The following is a 16,656-nucleotide window of genomic DNA, read 5'->3' as shown; positions in this document are numbered from 1 at the left end:
TCGCCGCACTCCCGTCACGGAGCATCGGACTCACCCGCGGCCGGTGATCACGCTCGATTACTATGCTCGCTTCATGAAGGAAGTCATCGCGACCCGCTACATCACACCCCTGCGGGAGGGCGGTTCGCTGCCGGGGCTCGTCGAGGGGGACGACCTCGGGACGTACGTCATGAAGTTCAGCGGCGCGGGGCAGGGCCGCAAGACGCTCGTCGCCGAGGTGGTGGTGGGGGAGTTGGCCCGTCGGCTGGGCTTCAGGGTGCCCCGGCTGGTGACCCTCGACCTCGACCCCGTGCTCGGCCTGGGCGAACCCGACCAGCAGGTCCAGGAGTTGCTGAAGTCCAGCGGCGGCGGCAACCTCGGCATGGACTTCCTGTCCGGCGCGCTCGGCTTCGACCCGCTCGCGTTCACGGTGAGCCCCGAGGAGGCCGGCCGGATCGTCTGGTTCGACGCGCTGGTCAACAACGTGGACCGCTCCTGGCGCAACCCCAACCTGCTGATGTGGCACGGCGATCTGTGGCTCATCGACCACGGCGCCACCATGATCTGGCACCACAACTGGCCCGGCGCCCAGACCTCCGCGGCCCGCCCCTACGACGCCGCCGACCACGCCCTCGCCCGCTTCGGCCCCGACCTCGCGACCGCCGCCGGGGACCTGGCGCCGCGCGTCACCGAGGGACTCCTCGCCGAGGTCACCGCCGAGATCCCCGACGCCTGGCTGACCGGCGAACCCGGCTTCGACACCCCCGACGACCTCCGCCGGGCCTACGCGGCGCCCCTCCTCGCCCGCGCCGCCGTCATCCACGACCGCATCAAGAGGGACCAGTGACCGAGCGCCACATCATCCGGCCCAGCGAGGCCAACGAACGGGACGTCTTCGAGTACGCCCTCCTGCGCGTCGTCCCCCGCGTCGAGCGCGGCGAGCAGATCAACGCGGGGGTGCTCGTCTACTGCCGCGCCCAGTCCTACGTCGGCGCCCGCACCCATCTGGACGAGGCGAGGCTGCTCGCGCTCGACCCGGACGCCGACGTGGCCGGGATCCGGGCCGCGCTGGGCGCCGTGGAAGGTGTGTGTGCGGGCGGTGAGGCGGCAGGTCAGGCGGCGCGGGACGATGCCGGGCGGCGGTTCCGGTGGCTGATCGCGCCGCGGTCCACGGTGGTGCAGCCGGGGCCCGTGCACACCGGTCTCACCGTCGATCCCGCGGCCGAGGCGGAGCGCCTGCTGGACCTGCTGGTGAGGTAATGGATCACACCCGGCGGCGCGCACGTTGACACCGAGTGCCAGGGCTTCTAGCGTCACGTCTGGCGAAGGTACTAAGCGGTCGCTCACCGGCGGGCCGCGGTTTCAAGGGCCGAGAGTCTCTCAAGGGCGAGGAGAACCAGGAATGTCCACCACTGAGCAGCGGGTCGCGATTGTCACCGGCGGGGCGCGGGGCATCGGCGCCGCCACCGCCGTACGCCTCGCGGCCGAGGGCCGTGCGGTCGCCGTGATCGACCTCGACGAGGCCGCCTGCAAGGACACCGTGGAGAAGATCACCGCGGCCGGCGGCAAGGCCCTCGCGGTCGGCGCCGACGTCTCCGACGAGGCGCAGGTCGAGGCCGCGATCACGCGGATCGTCGCCGAGCTCGGCGCGCCGACGATTCTCGTCAACAACGCGGGCGTGCTCCGCGACAACCTGCTCTTCAAGATGAGCGTCGCCGACTGGGACACCGTCCTCGGCGTGCACCTGCGCGGCTCGTTCCTGATGACCAAGGCCGTCCAGAAGCACATGGTCGACGCGGGCTTCGGCCGGATCGTCAACCTCTCCTCGTCCTCCGCCCTCGGCAACCGCGGCCAGGCCAACTACTCCGCCGCCAAGGCCGGTCTGCAGGGCTTCACCAAGACCCTCGCCATCGAGCTCGGCAAGTTCGGCGTCACGGCCAACGCCGTCGCCCCCGGCTTCATCGCCACCGACATGACCGCCGCGACCGCCGCCCGCGTCGGCATGGGCTTCGACGACTTCAAGGCCGCGGCCGCCACCCAGATCCCGGTGCAGCGCGTCGGCGAGCCCGACGACATCGCCAACGCCGTCGCCTTCTTCACGAACGAGGCGGCCGGTTTCGTCTCCGGCCAGGTGCTGTACGTCGCCGGCGGACCGCTCAACTAGGGAACACGGGAACACGGGAACGCAGGAAAACAATGACTGAACTGCCTGAACTCTCCGGCAAGGTCGCCGTCATCACCGGCGCCAGCCGCGGCATCGGCTACGGCGTCGCCGAGGCGCTGCTCGCCCGCGGCGACCGGGTCTGCATCACCGGCCGCAGCGAGGACGCCCTCAAGGAGGCCGTCGAGACGCTCGGCGCCGAGCGCGTCATCGGCGTCGCCGGCAAGGCCCACGACGAGGCCCACCAGGCCGTCGTCGTCGAGCGCACGATGGAGGCCTTCGGCCGGATCGACTTCCTGGTCAACAACGCCGGTACGAACCCGGTGTTCGGCCCGATCGCCGACCTCGACCTCAACGTCGCCCGCAAGGTCTTCGAGACCAACGTCATCTCGGCGCTCGGCTTCGCCCAGAAGACCTGGCACGCCTGGCAGAAGGACAACGGCGGCGCCATCGTCAACATCGCCTCCCTCGCGGGGGTCTCCGCCTCGCCGTTCATCGGCGCGTACGGCGTCAGCAAGGCCGCGATGATCAACCTGACGCTCCAGTTGGCGCACGAGTTCGCGCCCGGCGTACGGGTCAACTCGATCGCCCCGGCGGTCGTGAAGACCAAGTTCGCCGCCGCCCTGTACGAGGGCCGCGAGGCGGAGGCCGCCGCCTCCTACCCGATGGCCCGGCTCGGCGTGCCGTCCGACATCGGCGGCGCCGCCGCCTTCCTGACCTCGGACCAGTCCGACTGGATCACCGGCCAGACCCTCGTCGTCGACGGAGGCATCCTCCTGAACGCCGGAGTGGGCTGACCGATCCGCCCGGGCGCCGATCTCTTTGCTGTTCCCTTGACGGAATCGGCGCCCGTGTCAGGACATAAAACGCGCACAGCCGAATGACAACGTCGTCATAAAATCGCTGCTCAACAGCCTCGTCCGAACCAGCTTTTCCGGCCGGGGAACTGCGGTACGGTCTGCCGACCCTTGGTACGGCGGATCGAGGAGCGTGCGTGTGTTCAACCGGAACCGAGGCCTGCGGGCAGGCGCGGCGATCGCCTCGATATCCCTGGTGGCCGGATGCGGTGTGTTCTCGGACGGGAATTCCGACGACCGGGGAGCCATCGTCGTCGGGACCACCAGCGCCCCCAGCACACTCGATCCGGCCGCCTCCTGGGACGGCTCCTGGGAGCTGTTCCGCAACATCTACCAGACGCTGCTCGCCTATCCCTCCGGCGCGACCGCGCCCGAGCCGGACGCGGCCAAGAGCTGCCGTTTCACGGACGGTTCGAACACGACGTACCGCTGCGAACTCCGCACGGGCATGAAGTTCGCCGACGGCGACACCCTCGACGCGCAGGCCGTCAAGCACTCCATCGACCGGATCCGGCAGATCAACGTGTCGAGCGGCCCGGCGGGCCTGCTGGGCAGCCTCGACCGGGTGCAGGTGACCGGCGCCCGCGAGGTCGTCTTCCACCTCAACAAGCCCGACGCCACCTTCCCGTTCGTCCTCGCCACCCCGGCCATGTCGATCGTCGACCCCGACGACTACCCCGCGCACTCGCTGCGCAAGGACGGCAAGGTCTTCGGCTCCGGGCCGTACACCCTGAAGTCGTACGACGACGGGAAGCGGGCCCAACTGGTCCGCAACGACCGCTACAAGGGCTTCGCCGACCGCGCGAACGACGCGGTGACGATCCGCTACTTCCAGGACTCAGGCACCATGGTGAAGGCGCTGCGGGACGGGAAGATCGACGTCACCTACCGGGGCCTCGCCGCCGACGACATCATCGCCCTCCAGGGCCGCGCCTCCAAGAGCCTGCAACTGGTCGACGGTTCCGGCACCGACATCAACTACCTGGTGTTCAACCCCAAGGACAAGTGGGCCGGGAACCTCGCCGTCCGCAAGGCCGTCGCCCAGCTCGTCGACCGAGGGGCGATCACCCACAAGATCTACCGCGACACCGTGGACCCGCTCTACTCGATGGTCCCGAAGGGCCTCACCGGCCACACCACCACGTTCTTCGACGACTTCGGCGACCCCAGCGTCCCCAAGGCACGCAAGCTCCTCACCGACGCGGGCATCACCGAGCCCGTCCCCCTCACCCTCTGGTACACGAGCGACCGCTACGGCTCCGAGACCGCCCTCGAATTCCGGGAACTCAAGCGGCAGTTGGACGGCTCGGGGCTCTTCACGATCACCCTGAGGAGCCGCCCCTGGAAGACCTATGTGACGGGCTACCAGAAGGGCGAGTACCCGGTGTTCGGGCGCGGCTGGTTCCCGGACTTCCCCGACGCCGAGAACTTCATCGCGCCGTTCGTGGGGCAGCAGAACGCGCTCGGTACGCCCTACTTGTCGACCAGGATCACCGACGTACTGCTGCCCGAGTCCCGCCGGGAGAGCGACCGGGCCGAAGTGGTCAAGGAGTTCGAGGACGCCCAGCAGATCCTGGTGGACGACGCCCGGCTGCTGCCGCTGTGGCAGGGCCGGCAGTACGTGGCCGCGAGCGACGACGTCTCCGGCGGGGAACAGGCCCTCGACCCGTCGACGATCATGATGATGTGGAAGCTGTACCGCAAGACCAGTTGGTGAGGCGGCTCGCGGCAGCCGTTGTCAGTGGTCGCCTGTAGGTTCTGGGACATGGAAGAGACCGCGCTCCGCGGTCGCTCCGCATCGCAGTCGCCGCACACGGTAAGGAAGTTGACGTGACCGACATCTCCATGCTCCCCGAGTCCTGGCGCGGGGTCCTGGGCGACGAGCTTCAGCAGCCCTACTTCAAGGAGCTGACCGAGTTCGTCGAGGAGGAGCGGGCGAAGGGACCGGTCTTCCCGCCGCGCGAGGAGGTCTTCGCCGCCCTGGAGGCGACGCCGTACGACCAGGTGAAGGTGCTGATCCTCGGTCAGGACCCGTACCACGGCGAGGGCCAGGGCCACGGCCTGTGCTTCTCGGTCCGCCCCGGGGTGAAGACCCCGCCCTCCCTCCGGAACATCTACAAGGAGATGAAGGAGGAGCTGGACCTCCCGGTCCCGGACAACGGCTATCTGATGCCGTGGGCCCAGCAGGGCGTCCTGCTGCTCAACGCGGTGCTCACGGTCCGCTCCGGCGAGGCCAACTCCCACAAGGGCAAGGGCTGGGAGAAGTTCACGGACGCGGTCATCCGCGCGGTGGCCGACCGCCCCGACCCGGCGGTCTTCGTCCTGTGGGGCAACTACGCGCAGAAGAAGCTCCCCCTGATCGACGAGGAGCGCCACGTGGTGGTCAAGGGCGCGCACCCCTCGCCGCTGTCGGCCAAGAAGTTCTTCGGCTCCCGTCCGTTCACCCAGATCGACGAGGCCGTCGCGAAGCAGGGCCACACCGCGATCGACTGGCGCATCCCGAACCTGGGCTGACCTCGGCCGGGCCGGTCCGGGGCCGCCTGACGGGGATTGTCAGTGGGGCCCGTTAGCGTCGAGGGGGACGGCCAACGGTGGCTGACAAGGTGTGGAGGACGCTGTGACGGAGCGACAGGAGCAGGCGGCACCGGACGCTCTGCTGACGCGGATCGGACAGATCGTCATGCTGCACCACGGCGGCGACCGCGAGGAGGCCCGGGACCGGCTGCTGGGCCTGTGGGCGGAGCTCGGGGAGGACGGCGACCCGCTGCACCGCTGCACACTGGCCCACTACCTGGCCGACACCCAGGACGACCCGACCGACGAACTCGCCTGGGATCTCCGGGCGTTGTCGGCGGCGGACGAGCTGACGGACGGGCGGAATTCCGAAGGCCTCGGGGACTCCGGGGACACGGGGGACTCCGGTCGGGAGGGGGCGATCGCGGTGCGCGCCTTCTACCCCTCCCTGCACCTGAACCTCGCGGCCGACTATGTGAAGCTCGGCCGCCCGGACGCCGCCCGCACCCACCTCCACCGGGCACGCGGCGCCTGCGCGGTCCTGGCCGACGACGGCTACGGCAACGGAGTGCGAGCAGCGATCGGCCGACTGGAACTGCGGCTGGGTGACGGGGGCGAGAACGAGAGTTGGGGGCCGCCGAGACAGCGGCCCTAGCGTCCGGCCGACCTGGTCCCGGTGACCGGCCCCGCCGGCCTCAACGGCCGTACGTCTTACCGCAGATGATCGACTGCGGGCTGTCCGACTGCCAGCCGCCGTACTTCCTGCCCAGGGCACAGACGTCCGACGTGTTCTTGGGGACCGACTTGACCACGTCGGGAATGTCGGCGCCCGGCTGCCGGGGGTGGTGCGGCTTCGGGTGCGGATGGGGGTGGGGATACGGATGGGGGTGCTGGTGTGAGCGGGGGACCGGTACCGGTGCCTGGGCCGCCGGCGGGGCCGGTGCGTGGTGCGGCGGATGCGTGGCCGGTTTCGAGCGGTGGGACGGGTTGATCAGTTCCAGCGCCTCCCGCGCCGGGGCCTGTACGACCTGCGGCTCCGCGCTCCCGTCCGGGCGCGGCACCGACGCTTGGGACGGTACGGCCGGGGGAGCGGGGGCCGCCGGCCGTTGGACCGTCACACAGCCGGAGAGGGCCGAGACAGCCACGGTGACCAGGAGCGTTGCGGTGGTCGTCGTTCGATGCACCCGCGCAACTCTGCTGGTTCAGGCCCCGTTCGGTACAGCGGACGGGCGGATGATGCCCCACACGGGTGATCTCCGCCCCCTTACGGACGGTGCGCGCCCGCTCCGGGTGACGGCTGACGGCTGACGGGTGACGTGACGTCAGTCGCCGGCGTCAGTCACCGGTGTTCCCGTCGATCCGCTCGCGGAGCAGGTCGGCGTGGCCGTTGTGCCGGGCGTACTCCTCGATCATGTGGGTGTAGATCCAGCGCAGGTTGAAGCGCTCGCCGGTGCGCCGGTGTTTGCCCACGGAGAGGTCGTCCAGGGCGAACCGGGCCGCGTTGGCCTTCGCCGCCTCGATCTCCCCCTGCCAGGTGGCGTACGCCTCGGCCCAGGTGTCCGCCTCGGTGAGATGGAACTCGCCGTCCGGGTCCGCGTCGGTGTAATAGATCGGATCCACCCGCTCTTCCGCCATGACGAAGCGGAACCAGCCCCGCTCCACCTCCGCCATGTGCCGCACCAGGCCAAGGAGCGACAGGGCGGACGGCTCCACGGAAGCGGTCCTCAACTGTTCGTCGGTCAGGCCCTCGCACTTCCAGGCGAGGGTGTCCCGGTGGTACTTCAGCCAGCCCTCCAGCATGGTGCGTTCGTCGGCGGTGGTCGCGGGTTCACTGCGCTCGATCGTCATGCCCGCATCCTCGCCTGCTCCCACCGCCCGCACCAGCGGTTATTCCCCGCCGTATGCTTCCGAGGAGGTACAGGCGGTACCGCTCGGCGAGCGCTAGGGAGACTCCGTGAAGGTCGGCTGCATCGGACTCGGTGACATCGCGCAGAAGGCCTACCTGCCGGTTCTCGGCAGCCTGCCCGGGGTCGAACTGCACCTGCAGACCCGCACGCCCGCCACCCTCGCCCGGGTCGCCGACGGCCTCCACGTTCCGACGGACCGGCGGCACACGGACCTCGACGCACTCCTCGCGCAGGACCTCGACGCCGCCTTCGTGCACGCCCCCACGAGCGTGCACCCGGAGATCGTCACCAGGCTCCTGGAGACGGGCGTACCGACCTACGTCGACAAGCCCCTCGCCTACGAACTCGCCGACTCCGAGCGGCTGGTGCGCCTCGCGGAAGAGCGGAACGTGTCCCTCGCGGTCGGCTTCAACCGCCGCCACGCCCCCGCGTACGCGCAGTGCGCCGACCACCCGCGCGAGCTGATCCTCATGCAGAAGAACCGGATCGGGCTCCCCGAGAAGCCGCGCGCGATGATCCTGGACGACTTCATCCACATCGTGGACACCCTGCGGTTCCTGGTGCCGGGCCCGGTCGAGGACGTCACCGTGCGCGCCCGCGTCCAGGACGGACTGCTGCACCACCTCGTGCTCCAGCTCGCCGGGGACGGCTTCACCGCGCTCGGCGTGATGAACCGGCTCAGCGGCTCGGTCGAGGAGATCCTGGAGGTCTCAGGCCAGGACACCAAGCGTCAGATCCTCAACCTCGCCGAGGTCGTCGACCACAAGGGCCAGCCGACGATACGGCGCCGGGGGGACTGGGTGCCGGTGGCCCGGCAGCGGGGCATCGAGCAGGCCGTGCTCACGTTCCTGGACGCCGTACGCGCCGGAAAGGTGCTCAGCGCCCGGGACGCGCTGGCGACTCATGAACTGTGCGAGCGGGTGGTACGAGCGGTCGCGGACCGGCCCGCCGCAGCCTGATCGCCACGGCACTCTCCCCGAAGCACATCGCCGCGAGCACCAGCAGCGCCAGGCCCACCGGCCAGGCGCCGTAGCGGACGTACGGGGTGATGCCGTGCGCGAGCGGGACGTCGTAGACCTGGGTGGTGCTCTTGTCCGTGCCCAGCCAGGAGCCGATGCGCTGTCCGCCCGGGCCGTAGACGGCGGAGACGCCGGTCAGGGTGGCGTGGACCATCGGGCGGCCGGTCTCGGCGGCGCGCAGGGCGGCGAGGGTGGCGTGCTGTTCGGGGGCCCAGCTCTTCTGGAACGACGAGGTCGACGACTGCGCGAGGAGTACGTCCGCGCCGTCCTGCGCGAGATGGCGGCTCATGTCGGGGAACGCGGTCTCGAAGCAGACCAGGGGGCCGACGCGCAGCCCGTGCCCCACGTTCATCACCACCTGCTCGGTGCCGTGCCTGCGGTCCACGCCCGCCGCCTTGCCGACGGAGGTGGCCCAGCCGAGCAGCGAGCGGAACGGGATGTACTCGCCGAACGGGACGAGCCGCATCTTGTCGTAGCGGTCGCCGGTGAGACCCTCCGGGCCGACCAGGATCGAGCTCTTGTAGATGCCGGGCTTGTCGGAGCGCTCGGCGTCCACGTTGACCAGGATGTCGGCGCCGGTCTCCTTGGAGAGCGCCGCGATACGGCGCGCGAGGTCGGGGCGCTTGGTGAGGTCGAAGCTGACACTGCTCTCGCCCCAGGCGATCAAGTCGACGTCCTGACCGGCGAGTTGGCGGGTGAGCTGCTCCTCGCGGTCGAAGCGCCGCTCGCCGCTCTCGTCGCCGGCGATGACACCCGGCTGTACGACGGCGATGCGGACGCGGCCGTCGACGTCGGGGCGCGGCGACCACACCCAGGCCGCCGAGGTCACGGCGGCGGTGACGAGCAGCCCGGCCACGGCGGGTACCCGGACCGCGCGCACGGCGACGAGCACGGCGACCGCGACATTCACGGCCACCACCAGGAAGCTCAGCAGCCACACCCCGCCGACGGAGGCGAGCCGCAGGGCCGGTTCCACCTGCCACTGGGTGGAGCCGAGCAGACCCCAGGGGCCGCCCAACCCCTGCCAGGACCGGACGAGTTCGACCATCAGCCAGCCCGAGGGCAGCACGAGGAGCGCGGCCCCACCCCGCGCGGGCGACGGCACACCGCCGAGGAAGCGGCGTACCAGCCAGCCCCACGGCGCCCACAGCGCGCCCAGCAGCCCGGCGATGACCACGATGAACACGCTCAGGCTCGGCACCAGCCAACTGTGCACGGCCAGCATGAACCCGAGCCCGCCGCACCAGCCGTCGTAGACCGCCCGTCGCCCGGTCGGTGCCGAGCGGGTCAGCAGGATCCAGGGGACGAGCGCGACGTAGGCGAACCACCACCAGGACGGCGCGGGGAACGCGAGGACGGGCAGGGTGCCCGCGAGCGCGGCGAGCAGGGAACGCCGCCAGGGGGAGACGAGCCAGTCGCCGAAGTTCCTCATGTGGACCCCCTACCCGCTGGTGGCTCCGGTGTGCGTGCCGCGGTCGATCCGGGACGGCGGACGCCGAACCGGTCGTATCAGTTGACCACGGCTGCCGGACGCCGCTCGGGAAGGCGCCGCCACTTCTCCGCCACGACGACCTCGGTCAGCCGCCAGCCGTCGTCCGTCCGCAGCAGCCCGAACGTGTACCGCCCGCCGCACACGAAGTCCGGAGCGGTGGAACCGTCGCTGTCGTCTCCCTCGGCGTCTTCCTTGGCGAAGCGCATCGGATTGACGTAGTCGGCCTGGACGCGCGCGGTGTCGTCGGTGTGCTGGTCCAGGGCTCCGAAGCGGATGCGCCGGTTGACGATCAGATGCTGCCGCATCGGGAACAGCTCCATGCTCTCCGCCAGCCACTCGGCGATCTGTTCCGCGTTGCCCTCGATTCCTCCGGCGGACCGGTAGTCGGCACGCCCGTCCGGTGCGAACAGTTTCCGGTACGCCTCCCAGTCGCCGTCGTCCACCGCCACCGCGTATTCGGTGATCAGTTCGTCCACGGCCAGCCGGTCCATCACAATCGCCAGTTCCACACGCTGCGTCATCGGCTCAGTGTTGGCTACGGAGGGTGTCGCGCCAAGGGGGACGCGGGGACAAGGTGGGGAACATTCGGTTCTTCGTTGTGGGGAGTGCTCATGAAACGCCTTGTCACGGTCGTCACCGGGGGCAGCCGGGGTATCGGCGCCGCGACCTGCCTGCGGCTCGCGGCGGACGGGCACGACGTGGTGGTGGGGTACCTCGGGGACGCGCGGGCGGCCGAGGACGTCGCGGAGGCGGTACGGCGGACCGGGGCCCGTTCGGTGTGCGTGCAGGGCGACACGTCGGTCGAGGCGGACGTCGAGCGGCTCTTCGCGGCGGCGGAGCGGCAACTCGGGCCGGTCACCGGGCTGGTGAACAACGCCGGGGTGACCGGACCGTTCGGCCGCCTCGCCGACGCCGACCCCGCCGACCTGCGCCGGGTCGTCGAGGTCAACCTCCTTGGCACACTGCTGTGTTCGCGCCGCGCCGCACAGGTGATGGCGGCACGGGGAAACGGCGTGATCGTGAACGTCTCGTCGTCCGCCGCCGCCCTCGGCAGCCCCGGCGACCATGTCCACTACGCCGCGACGAAGGCCGCCGTCGACACCCTCACCCTGGGCCTCGCCCAGGAACTCGGCCCCGACGGCATCCGCGTCAACGCGGTCGCGCCGGGCGTCATCGACACCGAGATCCACGCGAGAACGGGCGACCCGGACCGGCCCCGGCGGCCGGCGGCGTCGATTCCGCTGCGTCGCCCGGGCCAACCGGAGGAGATCGCCGCCGCGATCGCGTGGCTGATGTCGCCGGAGGCGTCGTATGCGACGGGGACGGTGATGCGGGTGTCGGGCGGGCGATGAGCCGTGGGCTCCGGGCGCCCTGCCCCAGACTGCCCCAACTGCCCGTGCGTGCAAGGAGATTCAGGCGGCCCTCAGGCGGCTTCAGGCGGCGGCGATGACCTCGTCGCGGATCGCGGCGGCCCACTCGACCACCAACGTCTCGTATTCCTCGCGCTCCTGGGTGGAGAGCGAGCCGCCCGCACGCAGCCAGAGGGCCCGGATCTGCTCGTTCACCTCGGAAGCAGACCGCACGGAACCAGGGGTTACGGAATCGGGGGACATGCTCACAGCCTAGGGGCAAGGACTGACACTGCGCTACCGGACGGCTACTCAGACCGTATGGGGTTGGTCACGGGCGCGGTGGAACCGTCCGCTCGGCCCACACCCGCGACCAGTCCAGCAACGGCCCCATCGCCGTCACCAGGTCCTCGCCCAGCGGGGTCAACTGCCATGCCCCGTCGGGTGTCTGCGTCGCGATGTCCGCCTCGCGCAGCTCTGTGAGGCGGGTGGAGAGGACGCTGGAGGACATGTCGTCGCAGCGGCGTTGCAGGTCGCGGAAGCCGATCGGAGTGGCGCGCCGGTGGAGTTCCCAGATCACGCGGAGTGTCCAGCGCCGGCCGAGGAGGTCGAGCGCGGCCATGACGGGGCGGCCGGTGGTCGATCCGCGTACCGGGCGACCGGGGGCGGGGGTCGGTTCCAACAGGGCCTCCTCGCCTGGTTCATGGCGATCTCCTGGCTCACCCTTGCGCTTCGATTTCAGAAGCGCAAGAGTCCGTGAACATGAAGCAGCGCATCGAAGGAGTCACCCCGCCCTACGCCCCCGACACCGATCGCGCCCTGCGCCGCTGGATGCCGCCCGGCGTGACCCGCGAACCCCTGACGCTCTTCAAGGTCCTCGAACGCCACCCCGAACTCGCCTCACGGATGCGGGCGTTGGGCGCCGGGCTCCTCGTCCACGGCCGCCTGGGCGCCGCCGACCGCGAACTCGTCATCGCCCGTGTCTGTGCCCGCGCCGGCTGCGCCTACGAGTGGGGCGTCCACATGGCGGTGTACGCCGAGATCGCGCAACTCACCCCGCGGCAGGTCACCTTGACCGCGACCGGCGCCCCGGACGACCCGGTCTGGTCGCCCCGGCAGTCCGCGCTGCTCCGAGCCGTCGACGAACTCCACGCCGACGCACACCTGAGTGACGCTGCCTGGTCCGGCCTGCGGGAGCATCTCGACGAACCCGAAGCGATCGAATTCCTTGTGCTGGCCGGGTGGTACCGCACCATCGCCTACGTCGCCAATGGTGTCGGGATCGAGCCCGAGACGTGGGCGCTCGACCTGCCCGAGCGGTAGGTCAGTTCGCCGACTCCGCCGCGTGCGGGCTGAGTTCGCCCGCCGTCACCAGCGCGATGATGACGATGCCGAGCGCGATGCGGTACCAGACGAACGGCATGAAGCTCTTGTGGGAGATAAATTTCATGAACCACGCAATTACGGCATAGCCGACCACGAACGCGATCACCGTCGCGAACATCGTCGGCCCCCACGCGACATGCCCTTCCTCCGCCGCGTCCTTCAACTCGAAGGCGCCCGAGGCCAGTACGGCCGGCATGGCGAGGAGGAAGGAGTAACGGGCCGCCGCCTCACGGGTGTAGCCCATGAACAGGCCGCCGCTGATGGTCGCGCCCGAGCGGGAGACGCCGGGGACCAGCGCCATCGCCTGGCAAAGGCCGTACAGCAGGCCGTCCTTGGCGTTCAGGTTCTCAAGTGTCTTGCGCTGCTTGGGCGCCCGGTGCTTGCCGCCCGACTCGTCGCGGGCCGCGAGCCGGTCGGCGACGCCGATGACGATGCCCACCACGATCAGCATCGTGGCGGTGATCCGCAGATCGCGGAACGGCCCCTCGATCTGGTCCTTGAGCGTCACGCCGAGCACGCCGATCGGGATGGAGCCGACGATCACCAGCCAGCCCATCTGGGCGTCGTGATCGCGCCGCATCTCCTTGTTCGTGAGCGACCGGAACCACGCGGCGAGAATCCGCCCGACATCCTGGCGGAAATAGATCAGCACCGCCGCTTCCGTGCCGAGCTGTGTGATCGCGGTGAAGGCCGCGCCCGGGTCCTCCCAGCCCGAGAAGGCCGCCGTCAGCCGCAGATGCGCGCTGGAGGAGACGGGGAGGAACTCGGTCAGCCCCTGGACGAGTCCGAGGATGAGGGATTCAAACCAAGACATGGAGTTACGGCGTCCAAGTGCTGATCGAGGAGGGGCAAAGGACACACCAAAACGCCGCGCGCGGTGAACGAGTGTGTGTGAGGGGCAGCGTAGCGTCCCGGTGTGACAGGCCCGACACAGGGGTTTCACGGCGGTCGTGCGACCCCGGATGCGGAGGTTTCGTGGCGGTCGGGCGACTCCGGACACAGGGGTTTCACGGGTGGTCCCGGGACTCCGGGTTTGCGGTGTTGACCAGCTGCGGGGGCGGCACATACGTTGCAGCGGAGGAAAGCGCTTGCTGGACGCGCTCGCTGTCTCCGGAGGAGTGCTGATCACGCCCATGTCCACACCCGCCACCCACCCCGGGGCGTTCCAGCCCTTGCCGCCGCTCAGCGGCCGACGCATCAGGGCCGCCGTGGTCGGCGCCGGTGCCATCGGCCGCGGTTCCCATTTCCCGGCGCTCGCCCGGCTCGCCGAGGAGGGCGAGACCGAGGTCGTCGCCGCCGTTGACATCGATGCCAAGTCGGTCGAGTCCTTCTGCGCCGAGTCCGGAATCCCGCACGCCTACACCGATCTGGAGCAGATGCTCCGGGAGCAGCGGCCCGACCTCGTCACCATCTGCACCCCGCCCACCCTGCACCGCGCGCAGACCGTCGCCGCGCTGCGGGCCGGTGCCTGGGTGTGGTGCGAGAAGCCGCCGGTGCCGACGCTGGCCGACTTCGACGCCGTGGAGGACGAGGAAGGCCCGGCAAAGGGGATGGCCGGCGGGCCGTACGCCTCGATCGTCTTCCAGCACCGGTTCGGCTCGGGGTCCCGGCATGTGCGCAAGCTGCTCGCCGAGCGGGCCATGGGGCGGCCGCTCGTGGCGCACTGCCAGACCACCTGGTACCGCGACACCGCTTACTACGCCGTGCCCTGGCGCGGTCGCTGGGAGACCGAGGGCGGCGGTCCCGCCATGGGACACGGCATCCACCAGATGGACCTGCTGCTCGATCTGCTCGGGCCGTGGAGCGAGGTGAAGGCCATGGCCGGGCGGCTGGTCCACGACGTGGAGACCGAGGACGTCTCGACCGCCCTGGTCCGCTTCGAGAACGGCGCGCTGGCGACCGTCGTGAACAGCGTGCTGAGCCCCGACGAGGTCAGCCGTATCCGCATCGACTGCGAGCGCGCGACCGTCGAACTCACCCATCTGTACGGGCACAGCAACGACAACTGGCGGATCACGCCCGCCCCCGATGTGCCGGGTGACGAGGCCGCCGTCTGGCAGGACTTCGGGCCGGACGTGCCCAGTTCGCACGTGGAGCAGTTGCGTGAACTCGTCGTGAGCATGCGGGCCGGCGAACGGCCGCGCAGCAGCGGCACGGACGGGCGCACCAGCCTCGAACTGATCACCGCGCTCTACAAGTCGGCGTTCACGGACACGACCGTGCGGGCCGGCGACATCGGCCCCGGAGACCCCTATTACACGGCGCTGCACGGTGGCGCCCCCGGCTGGGCGCCCGTGGCGCGCGAGGAGGTGCCGGCGTGACCGGCCTGCGTATCGTCCATGCCCACGACGACCGCATCACGGTGACCGAACCGGTCACCGGCGTCGAGCTGTTCAGCTATGTGTACCGGCCCGAGGCCGCCTGGGAGGCGCCGAAGCCGTACCTCCACCCGATCAGGACGCTGGCCGGTGACGTCGTCACGGACTACCGGCCCAACGACCACCGCTGGCACAAGGGCCTGCAGTTCACCGCCTCGCATCTGTCGGGCCAGAACCTGTGGGGCGGCAACACATACGTTCACGGCGAGGGGTATCTCGAACTCCCGGAGCGGGTCGGGTCGATGGCCCACGTCGCCTTCGACGAGATCGACACTCACATCGACTCGGGTGAGGAGCGTCTCGTCATCGCCGAACGGCTGACCTGGCACCCGTACAGCGGTGAGCTCTGGGCCGACGAGCAGCGCCGGATCGAGGTGCACGACGTCGACACGGAGTCGGGTTCGTGGGCGCTGACCTGGACGAGCGCCGTGACGAACCGCCGTGACGAGCCCCTGCTGTTCGGCAGCCCGACCACCCACGGGCGCGAGGCGGCCGGCTACACGGGCCTCTTCTGGCGCGGCCCGCGCGCCTTCCGCGACGGCCGGATCATCGGCCCCGACGGCGAGGGCCCCGAACTGATGGGCTCCCAGGGCTCGTGGCTCGCCGTCTCCGGCGAGCACGACGGCACCGACGGCCACGCGACCGTCGTCTTCGCGCACGCCCCCGAGAACGACCAGGCCGGCGCCCAGGGGACCCACCCCGCCCACTGGTTCGTACGCAACGAGCCGTTCGCCGGGATCGCCCCCTCCTTCGCCTTCTACGACGAGCTGGTGCTCGAACCCGGCGACACGCTCACCCGGCGCTACCGGGTCGTCGTCGCCGACGGGGCGTGGGAGCGGGAGGAGATCACCAAGTACCTGGAGGCGCGGCCGTGGTGAACACCTCCCCGGTGACCACGGAAGGCCTCTCCGGGCTGCCGGGCGGGGTCGCCGTCTCGCATCTGTCCGTCTACGACTGGCCGGCCGAGGTCGACGGCGGGGTGTGCGGCGGAACTCCCCATATGCACCTGACCTGTTCGGAGGGGTACGTCGTCACCGGCGGGCGCGGTGCGGTGCAGACGCTCACGGCGTCCGGGTACGAGGTGACACCGCTCGCGGCCGGAACGGTCGCCTGGTTCACGCCGGGCACCATTCACCGCCTCGTCAACGAGGGTGACCTGCGCATCACCGTCCTCATGCAGAACAGCGGGCTGCCCGAGGCGGGCGACGCGGTGCTCACGCTGCCCCCGCGGTACCTCACCGACCCGGAGACGTACGCCGCCGCCACCGTGATCCCGGCCGACGCGCCCGAGACCGAACAGGAACGGGTCGCCCGGGCCCGGCGCGACCTCGCCCTGGAGGGCTACGAGGCGCTGCGCTCCGCCGAGGGTCCGGAAGCGCTGGCCGCGTTCCACCGGGCCGCCGCCGCGCTGGTACGACCCCGGCTCGCGGAGTGGCGCGAGCGCTGGGAGCGGGGCGCGCGGGCCGCCGCCGCGGCCACGGGGGCGCAGCTCGACCGGCTGGACCGGGGCGACTTCTCGCACCTCGCCGACGCCGCCGTACGGGCCGAACAGCCTTCGGCGTACGGGAAGTTCGGGATGTGCGGGCGGTTGGACGTCTACAAGGGGGCGTAGGT

At 70.6% G+C, this 16,656-nt stretch carries 20 protein-coding genes; 13 read left to right on the top strand and 7 right to left on the bottom strand.

Annotated elements, in window-relative coordinates:
• The first annotated feature begins 73 nt into the window (after nucleotides 1–73).
• The 7 genes from OG223_RS10120 to OG223_RS10090 all read left to right on the top strand — a co-directional run bounded on the left by OG223_RS10120 (nucleotide 74) and on the right by OG223_RS10090 (nucleotide 6,166).
• Nucleotides 74–826, top strand: a complete 753-nt coding sequence (locus OG223_RS10120) for a HipA family kinase (protein WP_329245470.1) — start codon at nucleotides 74–76, stop codon at nucleotides 824–826.
• Nucleotides 823–1,239: a DUF3037 domain-containing protein gene (locus OG223_RS10115; RefSeq protein WP_329245467.1), complete on the top strand. Its 417-nt coding sequence runs from the start codon at nucleotides 823–825 to the stop codon at nucleotides 1,237–1,239. The genes OG223_RS10120 and OG223_RS10115 overlap by 4 nt, the downstream gene beginning before the upstream one ends.
• A 142-nt stretch (nucleotides 1,240–1,381) precedes the next feature.
• On the top strand, nucleotides 1,382–2,143 hold the full coding sequence (gene fabG / locus OG223_RS10110) for a 3-oxoacyl-ACP reductase FabG (protein WP_329245464.1): 762 nt from the start codon (nucleotides 1,382–1,384) through the stop codon (nucleotides 2,141–2,143).
• Between the two features lie 32 nt (nucleotides 2,144–2,175).
• Entirely contained in the window at nucleotides 2,176–2,937 is a 762-nt protein-coding gene (locus OG223_RS10105) for an SDR family oxidoreductase (RefSeq protein WP_329245461.1), read from the top strand.
• A 199-nt stretch (nucleotides 2,938–3,136) separates the two neighbouring features.
• The gene (locus OG223_RS10100) at nucleotides 3,137–4,714 is read left to right on the top strand and encodes an ABC transporter substrate-binding protein (protein WP_329245456.1); all 1,578 of its coding nucleotides are present in this window, start codon (nucleotides 3,137–3,139) and stop codon (nucleotides 4,712–4,714) included.
• A 113-nt stretch (nucleotides 4,715–4,827) separates the two neighbouring features.
• Nucleotides 4,828–5,511: a uracil-DNA glycosylase gene (gene ung / locus OG223_RS10095; protein ID WP_329245453.1), complete on the top strand. Its 684-nt coding sequence runs from the start codon at nucleotides 4,828–4,830 to the stop codon at nucleotides 5,509–5,511.
• A gap of 103 nt (nucleotides 5,512–5,614) precedes the next feature.
• Nucleotides 5,615–6,166, top strand: a complete 552-nt coding sequence (locus OG223_RS10090) for a hypothetical protein (RefSeq protein WP_329245450.1) — start codon at nucleotides 5,615–5,617, stop codon at nucleotides 6,164–6,166.
• 40 nt (nucleotides 6,167–6,206) lie between these two features.
• Here the strand turns inward: OG223_RS10090 and OG223_RS10085 are convergent, their stop codons facing one another.
• Entirely contained in the window at nucleotides 6,207–6,695 is a 489-nt protein-coding gene (locus OG223_RS10085) for a hypothetical protein (RefSeq protein WP_329245447.1), read from the bottom strand.
• Nucleotides 6,696–6,846: 151 nt separating this feature from the next.
• Nucleotides 6,847–7,359 (bottom strand): DinB family protein, encoded by a 513-nt coding sequence (locus tag OG223_RS10080; RefSeq protein WP_329245444.1) that lies wholly within the window; start codon nucleotides 7,357–7,359, stop codon nucleotides 6,847–6,849.
• 106 nt (nucleotides 7,360–7,465) lie between these two features.
• On the opposite strand from OG223_RS10080, the gene OG223_RS10075 reads away from it, so the two are divergent.
• Nucleotides 7,466–8,377: a Gfo/Idh/MocA family protein gene (locus OG223_RS10075; RefSeq protein ID WP_329245441.1), complete on the top strand. Its 912-nt coding sequence runs from the start codon at nucleotides 7,466–7,468 to the stop codon at nucleotides 8,375–8,377.
• Here OG223_RS10075 and lnt read toward each other — a convergent pair.
• The gene (gene lnt, locus OG223_RS10070) at nucleotides 8,295–9,869 is read right to left on the bottom strand and encodes an apolipoprotein N-acyltransferase (protein ID WP_329245437.1); all 1,575 of its coding nucleotides are present in this window, start codon (nucleotides 9,867–9,869) and stop codon (nucleotides 8,295–8,297) included. The genes OG223_RS10075 and lnt overlap by 83 nt on opposite strands.
• A gap of 77 nt (nucleotides 9,870–9,946) precedes the next feature.
• Nucleotides 9,947–10,450: a nuclear transport factor 2 family protein gene (locus OG223_RS10065; protein WP_329245434.1), complete on the bottom strand. Its 504-nt coding sequence runs from the start codon at nucleotides 10,448–10,450 to the stop codon at nucleotides 9,947–9,949.
• A 90-nt stretch (nucleotides 10,451–10,540) separates the two neighbouring features.
• Between OG223_RS10065 and OG223_RS10060 the strand changes: the two genes are divergently transcribed.
• Complete coding sequence (locus OG223_RS10060; RefSeq protein WP_329245431.1) at nucleotides 10,541–11,281, top strand: SDR family NAD(P)-dependent oxidoreductase; 741 nt, start codon at nucleotides 10,541–10,543, stop codon at nucleotides 11,279–11,281.
• Nucleotides 11,282–11,362: 81 nt separating this feature from the next.
• Here the strand turns inward: OG223_RS10060 and OG223_RS10055 are convergent, their stop codons facing one another.
• Nucleotides 11,363–11,542: a hypothetical protein gene (locus OG223_RS10055; protein ID WP_329245429.1), complete on the bottom strand. Its 180-nt coding sequence runs from the start codon at nucleotides 11,540–11,542 to the stop codon at nucleotides 11,363–11,365.
• Nucleotides 11,543–11,609: 67 nt separating this feature from the next.
• Entirely contained in the window at nucleotides 11,610–11,900 is a 291-nt protein-coding gene (locus OG223_RS10050; RefSeq protein WP_329265223.1) for a winged helix-turn-helix transcriptional regulator, read from the bottom strand.
• Between the two features lie 140 nt (nucleotides 11,901–12,040).
• On the opposite strand from OG223_RS10050, the gene OG223_RS10045 reads away from it, so the two are divergent.
• Nucleotides 12,041–12,601, top strand: a complete 561-nt coding sequence (locus OG223_RS10045) for a carboxymuconolactone decarboxylase family protein (protein ID WP_329245427.1) — start codon at nucleotides 12,041–12,043, stop codon at nucleotides 12,599–12,601.
• 1 nt (nucleotide 12,602) lies between these two features.
• On the opposite strand, the gene OG223_RS10040 is transcribed toward OG223_RS10045, so the two are convergent.
• On the bottom strand, nucleotides 12,603–13,478 hold the full coding sequence (locus tag OG223_RS10040) for an undecaprenyl-diphosphate phosphatase (protein WP_329245424.1): 876 nt from the start codon (nucleotides 13,476–13,478) through the stop codon (nucleotides 12,603–12,605).
• A 319-nt stretch (nucleotides 13,479–13,797) separates the two neighbouring features.
• Between OG223_RS10040 and OG223_RS10035 the strand changes: the two genes are divergently transcribed.
• The 3 genes from OG223_RS10035 to OG223_RS10025 are packed head-to-tail and all read left to right on the top strand — an operon-like array spanning nucleotide 13,798 to nucleotide 16,654.
• Complete coding sequence (locus OG223_RS10035; protein ID WP_329245422.1) at nucleotides 13,798–14,985, top strand: Gfo/Idh/MocA family protein; 1,188 nt, start codon at nucleotides 13,798–13,800, stop codon at nucleotides 14,983–14,985.
• A complete protein-coding gene (locus OG223_RS10030) occupies nucleotides 14,982–15,920 on the top strand; it encodes a PmoA family protein (RefSeq protein WP_329245418.1) in 939 nt (312 codons plus the stop codon). The genes OG223_RS10035 and OG223_RS10030 overlap by 4 nt, the downstream gene beginning before the upstream one ends.
• On the top strand, nucleotides 15,914–16,654 hold the full coding sequence (locus OG223_RS10025; protein ID WP_329245416.1) for a cupin domain-containing protein: 741 nt from the start codon (nucleotides 15,914–15,916) through the stop codon (nucleotides 16,652–16,654). Before OG223_RS10030 ends, OG223_RS10025 begins: the two co-directional genes overlap by 7 nt.
• The last annotated feature ends 2 nt before the right edge of the window (nucleotides 16,655–16,656 follow it).

Origin of the sequence: Streptomyces sp. NBC_01478, from assembly GCF_036227225.1 — a bacterium.
Lineage (GTDB): Bacteria > Actinomycetota > Actinomycetes > Streptomycetales > Streptomycetaceae > Streptomyces.
Note: the sequence above shows the minus strand (reverse complement) of the source record. Positions and strands in the feature narration are given on the sequence as shown.